Raw genomic sequence first — 5749 nt, forward strand, 5'->3', positions numbered from 1 at the left:
GATTCGAAAAGTCTGTGTATTTTGGCAGTGGCGCAATGCTTGCAAAAAGTAAAAGTTAGCAACCAATGCGCAGAAATATCGAAAATCAGGGTAACATTTTGCCCTGCTACGACACATATATTAAACGTTGGCAGTAATTAGAAAAATGAGAGACTATTTAGAAACATTTAACATACTGACTAAGGACGAAATTGATTTGTTTGAAAAAAAAGTTACCTTTAAAAGATTAAAAAAAGGAGACTTTTTCATCAAAGAAGGCCAAATATCTAAAGAAGTTGGTTTTGTTATATCAGGATTATTTAGGTCTTTCTATTATTCATCATCGCAAGAAGAGGTAACATATTGCTTTACTTTTTCTGATACTTTTGTAAGTGCCTATTCTTCATTTTTATCTCAAGAAAAAACAGTAGAAAACATTCAAGCTTTAACTGATATTGAACTATTAACTATCTCTAAAGACGAAATTCTAAAATTAGAACAATCAAGTACTAATTGGTTGAGGCTTTTTAAATTTATAGCTGAACAAGAATACATCAAAATGGAAAAAAGAATTTTTTTGTTACAAAAAGAAACAGCTAAACAACGTTATCGTGATTTATTAAATAATCAACCTGAACTTTTACAACTAATACCTCTGAACTATCTTTCTTCTTATTTGGGTATCACGCAAAGACACTTAAGTCGAATAAGAAAAATGATTTCGAATTAGACATATGTCCTTTTATGAAAATTTGATTGTTTCGTTCTTTGTTACAAACATAGAACAAAATGAAAAGTATATTAATAATAAACGGACATCCAGACAAAGAAAGTTTTAATTATGCTTTGTCTGATGCATACAAGGAAGGAGCAAATAAGACAAATGTAACATTAACTCAAATTAATATTTCAGAATTAGATTTTAATCCTAATCTAAGATTTGGATACAGAAAAAGAACTGAATTAGAACCTGATTTAATTGATGCAATAGAAAAGATAAAAAAGGCTGACCATATTGTATGGTTTTTTCCAATGTGGTGGTATGGTTATCCAGCATTAATGAAGGGTTTTATTGATAGAATATTTCTTCCAGGAATAACATATCAACCCATACCTAAAAAAGCATTACCACAAAAACTCTTAAAAGGAAAGACAGCAAGAATAGTTATAACCGCTGATGCACCTAAATGGTATGACTACTTATTTATGAAAAGTCCAACTATCAACCAGTTCAAAAAAGGAACATTAGAGTTTTGCGGAATTAAACCTGTCAAAGTTACATACATCGCTCCTATGAAGAACTCAACTATTGAGTTGCGAAAAAAATGGATAAAAAAAATAGCGTTACTAGGTGAAAAACTAAAATAACTACTGCCAACAATGTATAAAAAACATAGGGCAATTCTGGCTTTTCTAAAGGTCTGTATTTATTTGCAAGGTCGCAGAATATAAATTTTGTGTTTCAAATATTGAATATAAACACAAAATATTATATTTGGCTTAGTTATAAATGTAAAGTTAGAGCTTACCCTCTGCCCTACGTTTCTTATACTCAACGTTAGGACACATTTGGACTAAAAGTTGAGAAATGCTTTATTTGTATTAATTACACTTGCTTCTTTTTTTAAAATTTCTGACAAATCTATATAATCACCTTTCTGATATAGTTTATTAGTTTCCACTTGTGTTATTGTAATTTCATTAAACTTATGGACAACTCTTTTAAATTTAATTACAGAATTTTTAGTTTTATAAAAACCTTTCATTTTCATATGACTACAAATTGTTGAATATGATTGAATTGAACCCTTTTCAAACTGACCATGCAATTCTTTTAAATTTGTAAAATATCCTATAACACTATGTAAACGATTATATTCTTTTACGTCATTTTCAAAATCAATTGAGATTCCTTTTAATAAAAAGATTTTAACATTTTTGCTCATTCTATAGTATATATGATTATATCACATTTATAATATACTAATATACAGTATATTATAAAAAAAATATTAAATATTTTTATAATATAAGCTATATACTCCCATTTTCAGTTAATAACTATTAACATATACACCTGATTAACAAGAGGTTAGTCGTTATATTTGTGCAACGATTATATGTAATGAATGGCAAAGAAAAACGAAATAAGTAAAAACACTAAATTCTACAAAAAAGAAATGAGGAAATGGGAATCAAGAATTCTTATTTCGCTTATTCTAATTATTATTGGAATAATATGTTTTTATTTACTTCATTTAAAAATAAATAACTGGGAATTTTCAAATCTTTCACTTAAGATTTATGACTTTTCTAAATTTAGCTTTTTGTCCCCTTTTGTTTTTTACTTGACTTTTTCTGTTAGACAATTTAATCATTACAAAAAGCAATTAGATCTATATAAACTTAAAGCAACAGATTTTGAATTTATCTCTCAAAATAGAATGTTTGAAAGAACAGATAGTGAGTTAAATTTAAAATATAAAAACGTGTCCTAACACGATATATGTGATCATAGCTGTTTAGTGCTAAATCGAATGGTTCTTGTATATTTATGATGGCGCAATGCTTGCAGAAAGTAAAAGTTAGCAACCAATGCGCAGAAAAATCGAAAAGCTAGGTAACATTTTGCTCTGCTACGACACATATATTAAACGTTATCTACAATTAACTAAATGAAAGTTAAACTTTGGACAATACAAGATGAAAATGGATGGAATGAATTACAAACCAAAGGAATATTAGTAGCAAAGCAGCAATTTGTAGAACCAGATTTTAAAGATGGATATGATTGGATGAAAATTCAAATGAATAAACGAATTGGAAAACCAGATGAAAAAGGTCAATATCCAATTTGGGCTTGGTATCAATCTATATCTACAAATAAAAGAAAACCGGATTTAAGAGCATCTGCTAATTTACCAAGAAAAACTATTGGTTATAGAATAGAAATTGAAAAGGATCAAAAAGATATCTTGTTATCGGATTTTGTTTTATGGCATTGGCCACTTAGCTATAAAACTTATATAGCGAATTCTGAAATGGAGGCTAATGAATTTGAAAAAAGACAGGAGAATACTGAGTTTGATAAATTGTCAAAAATGGAAAAAAAATTAATTGAAAAAAGTTGGGAAAAGATTTTCGATATGGATTTTGACTTAGAATATTATACTCTACCTTTTAAGGAAAAAAAAATTCAAGCTACTTTTTGGGAATTACAGTTGAAAGATGTTATAAAAGTGGATAAGTTTATAGCAAAATAAAAATAGATAACACTATATATGTGATCATAGCAGCTAAGTAATCAATCGAATGGTTCTTGTATTTTTGGTAAAACGCAATGCTTGCAAAATAGAAAAGTTAGCAACCAATGCGCAGAAAAATCGAAAAGCAGGTAACATTTTGCACTGCTACGACACATATATTAAACGTTACCACATATTGGATAAAAATGGAAAATCAAGAAAGCGGAGTATTAAAACGGTATATAGAATTGCAAAAACTGACTTGTAAAAAGTATAATTCTGACTTTACTCCTATTGACGAAAAATTTTTTATCGGAATTTCTTCAAATCTTGAACTTGAGCCTTTGAATGGACTACGACATCCTAAACATGGAAAAATGGACGGATGGTATATTTGGAGTGGCGAATGGTCAGATGAAGATGATTTCTTCAAGCCTTTATGCCTAGAGCATTTGATTGAGTTAAAACCTGAGATAACTAAATATCTTGGACTTGATATTGGGTTTCGGTTTTTGACAGACAAAAATGGATATGAAGATGTTTGGTTTGATGAAAATATAACTGAATTAAAATAAAACATGTGGTAACATTATATATGAAATCAGAGCAATTTAATGCTAGATCAAAAGGTTATTTCTTTTTTGCAAAGGCGCTAAATTTTTATAAATCGAATAAGAAATAAAAATGCGCGGATAAATCGATTGGTTCTGGCATATTTGCCTTGCTCCGATTCATATATTTGGCGTTGTAAACAATTATATAAATGAGATTAGTAACAATATTCACTCTAATTTTTCCAATTTTTGTAATAGCACAAACTTTTGAACTTAAAAAACCAAACGTTGCGGAATTGAATGAACAATTAAAAACGTCAAACTATTCAAAAAACGTTGTTTACTTATATTTGATTCATAACTATAAACCATCCTCTGAGAAGTTCGACCTTATAAAACGCAACTTTGATAGCGATAATTTTTGTGCATTCAAACAAAAATTTGAATACCGAATTAGTTACTCAGAAGCAAAATGTAAAGAAGCAGGAGGAGAAACAACCAAATTAATTCTCCCAAAAACCAATCGAGAAAGTGCAATTCAATGGATAGAACTTATTTTTAAAAGTTCACCAATGGACATTGATCATGGCTGGAATGGAGAAAAAACTAAATATGGGCCAACGGACGGTGGGGCCGGTTGTTACTACGAAATAACTGACACTGAATTCAATACAAAAATTGACATGTATTGTGGATGCTAAAAAACTGTTTACAACACCATATATGTGATCATAGCAACTAAGTGATCAATCGAATGATTACTATATATTTGGTAAGGCGCAATGCTTGCAAAAAGTAAAAGTTAGCAACCAATGCGCAGAAAAATCGAAAAACAGGGTAACATTTTGCCCTGCTACGACACATATATTAAACGTTAGGGCACATACTTGTTATCTGAAAAGCAAAACGCAATCTGAACCTGTCTGTGGACGAGCCTCGATCGTTTGACCTGAGAGTTTTTTCAGTGGTTTGTATCGGATCTAAAGTAAAAAGCGATGAAAAAATCACTCAAAAGAAGTATTTCGGAGTAGTAACGTGCCGAAAAATCGCTTTTTTTGGCTCATTACGATAATTTTGACGGTAAAAGGGTTTGTGATTTTTTAGTTTGGTAAGTGATCAATCCAAAGACAGCAAAGTGATCGCTGGAGATTATGAAAAATAATACGGAGTAATTCGCAATCTGATATCACTTTACTGCAGCTTGTTTACTAAGTTCAGGCTTGTAAAAATGGTACGTACCATAACACTATATATATGTCATAGCAGCTAGATGAAGAATCGAAAAGTCTGTGTATTTTTACAATGGCACAATGCTTGCAAAAAGGAAAAGATAGCAACCAATGCGCAGAAATATCGAAAAACAGGGTAACATTTTGCCCTGCTACGACACATATATTAAACGTTAGGCGCCAGCATCGGAGGTCTGAAAAGCAAAACGCAAGTAGAACGTAAACGGACGGGCTACGGAGGAAAGGTCTGAGTATTTTCTCAAAGATTTTTACCAATTCAAAAGTTGGAGCTCCTCCCCGATTCGGACGGAATTTGGGCCAGTGATTTTTTTTGTAAGAGTTATCGTCCAACCCAAAGTCGCAAAGCGATCGCGGGAATTGGAAAAAACAGTTCGCAAGCAATCATCGCTTTGCTTAAGGCAATTTTGCAAAGTCCCGGCTGAATAAAAAAGCCGGCGCATAACAAAATGTATAAGTTCATAGCGGCGGAAATTCCTAACGGAATTTCACGCGCATTTGTTAACTTTGGGCAATGCGGAAAATTCTTTGTCGACAAGTCCGCTACGAAACTATACATTAAGCGTTATAACTAATTCAAGATAATGAGTAGAGAAATTTCAAGAGCTATGTTTCTGGGAGATATTGAAAAATTTGATTTCCTAATCCAAAATGGATATGATATTCATAGCGTTACTGAGAAAGAGCGTTGGAATTTACTTCATAGGGCATTAGTATCCGTTAC

6 protein-coding genes are annotated in these 5749 nt (G+C 30.9%); 5 read left to right on the top strand and 1 reads right to left on the bottom strand.

Translation table 11 applies throughout. The annotated features are described in order from the left end of the window. Nucleotides 1-127 precede the first annotated feature (127 nt). Both FOF46_RS30200 and FOF46_RS30205 read left to right on the top strand, forming a co-directional pair. Complete coding sequence (locus FOF46_RS30200; RefSeq protein ID WP_244299810.1) at nucleotides 128-709, top strand: Crp/Fnr family transcriptional regulator; 582 nt, start codon at nucleotides 128-130, stop codon at nucleotides 707-709. A gap of 59 nt (nucleotides 710-768) precedes the next feature. Next, nucleotides 769-1347 (top strand): NAD(P)H-dependent oxidoreductase, encoded by a 579-nt coding sequence (locus FOF46_RS30205; RefSeq protein ID WP_143919143.1) that lies wholly within the window; start codon nucleotides 769-771, stop codon nucleotides 1345-1347. Nucleotides 1348-1553: 206 nt separating this feature from the next. On the opposite strand, the gene FOF46_RS30210 is transcribed toward FOF46_RS30205, so the two are convergent. Beyond that, on the bottom strand, nucleotides 1554-1925 hold the full coding sequence (locus FOF46_RS30210; RefSeq protein ID WP_143919144.1) for a hypothetical protein: 372 nt from the start codon (nucleotides 1923-1925) through the stop codon (nucleotides 1554-1556). A gap of 729 nt (nucleotides 1926-2654) precedes the next feature. Between FOF46_RS30210 and FOF46_RS30215 the strand changes: the two genes are divergently transcribed. The 3 genes from FOF46_RS30215 (at nucleotide 2655) to FOF46_RS30225 (ending at nucleotide 4479) form a co-directional block, all read left to right on the top strand. Then, the gene (locus FOF46_RS30215; protein ID WP_143919145.1) at nucleotides 2655-3242 is read left to right on the top strand and encodes a DUF3841 domain-containing protein; all 588 of its coding nucleotides are present in this window, start codon (nucleotides 2655-2657) and stop codon (nucleotides 3240-3242) included. A 107-nt stretch (nucleotides 3243-3349) separates the two neighbouring features. Further along, nucleotides 3350-3799 carry an immunity protein Imm33 domain-containing protein gene (locus tag FOF46_RS30220; protein WP_208746838.1) on the top strand — a complete coding sequence of 150 codons (450 nt, stop codon included), beginning with the start codon at nucleotides 3350-3352 and terminating at the stop codon, nucleotides 3797-3799. A gap of 188 nt (nucleotides 3800-3987) precedes the next feature. After that, complete coding sequence (locus FOF46_RS30225; protein WP_143919146.1) at nucleotides 3988-4479, top strand: hypothetical protein; 492 nt, start codon at nucleotides 3988-3990, stop codon at nucleotides 4477-4479. Nucleotides 4480-5749: the final 1270 nt, after the last annotated feature.

The organism is Aquimarina algiphila (assembly GCF_007489275.1).
Lineage (GTDB): Bacteria > Bacteroidota > Bacteroidia > Flavobacteriales > Flavobacteriaceae > Aquimarina > Aquimarina algiphila.

Bases quoted from the DNA above. Each gene is read 5' to 3' on its own strand.
- FOF46_RS30205 (WP_143919143.1), top strand. From the start codon at position 769: ATGAAAAGTATATTAATAATAAACGGACATCCAGACAAAGAAAGTTTT.
- FOF46_RS30210 (WP_143919144.1), bottom strand. From the start codon at position 1,925: ATGAGCAAAAATGTTAAAATCTTTTTATTAAAAGGAATCTCAATTGAT.
- FOF46_RS30215 (WP_143919145.1), top strand. From the start codon at position 2,655: ATGAAAGTTAAACTTTGGACAATACAAGATGAAAATGGATGGAATGAA.
- FOF46_RS30220 (WP_208746838.1), top strand. From the start codon at position 3,350: ATGCGCAGAAAAATCGAAAAGCAGGTAACATTTTGCACTGCTACGACA.
- FOF46_RS30225 (WP_143919146.1), top strand. From the start codon at position 3,988: ATGAGATTAGTAACAATATTCACTCTAATTTTTCCAATTTTTGTAATA.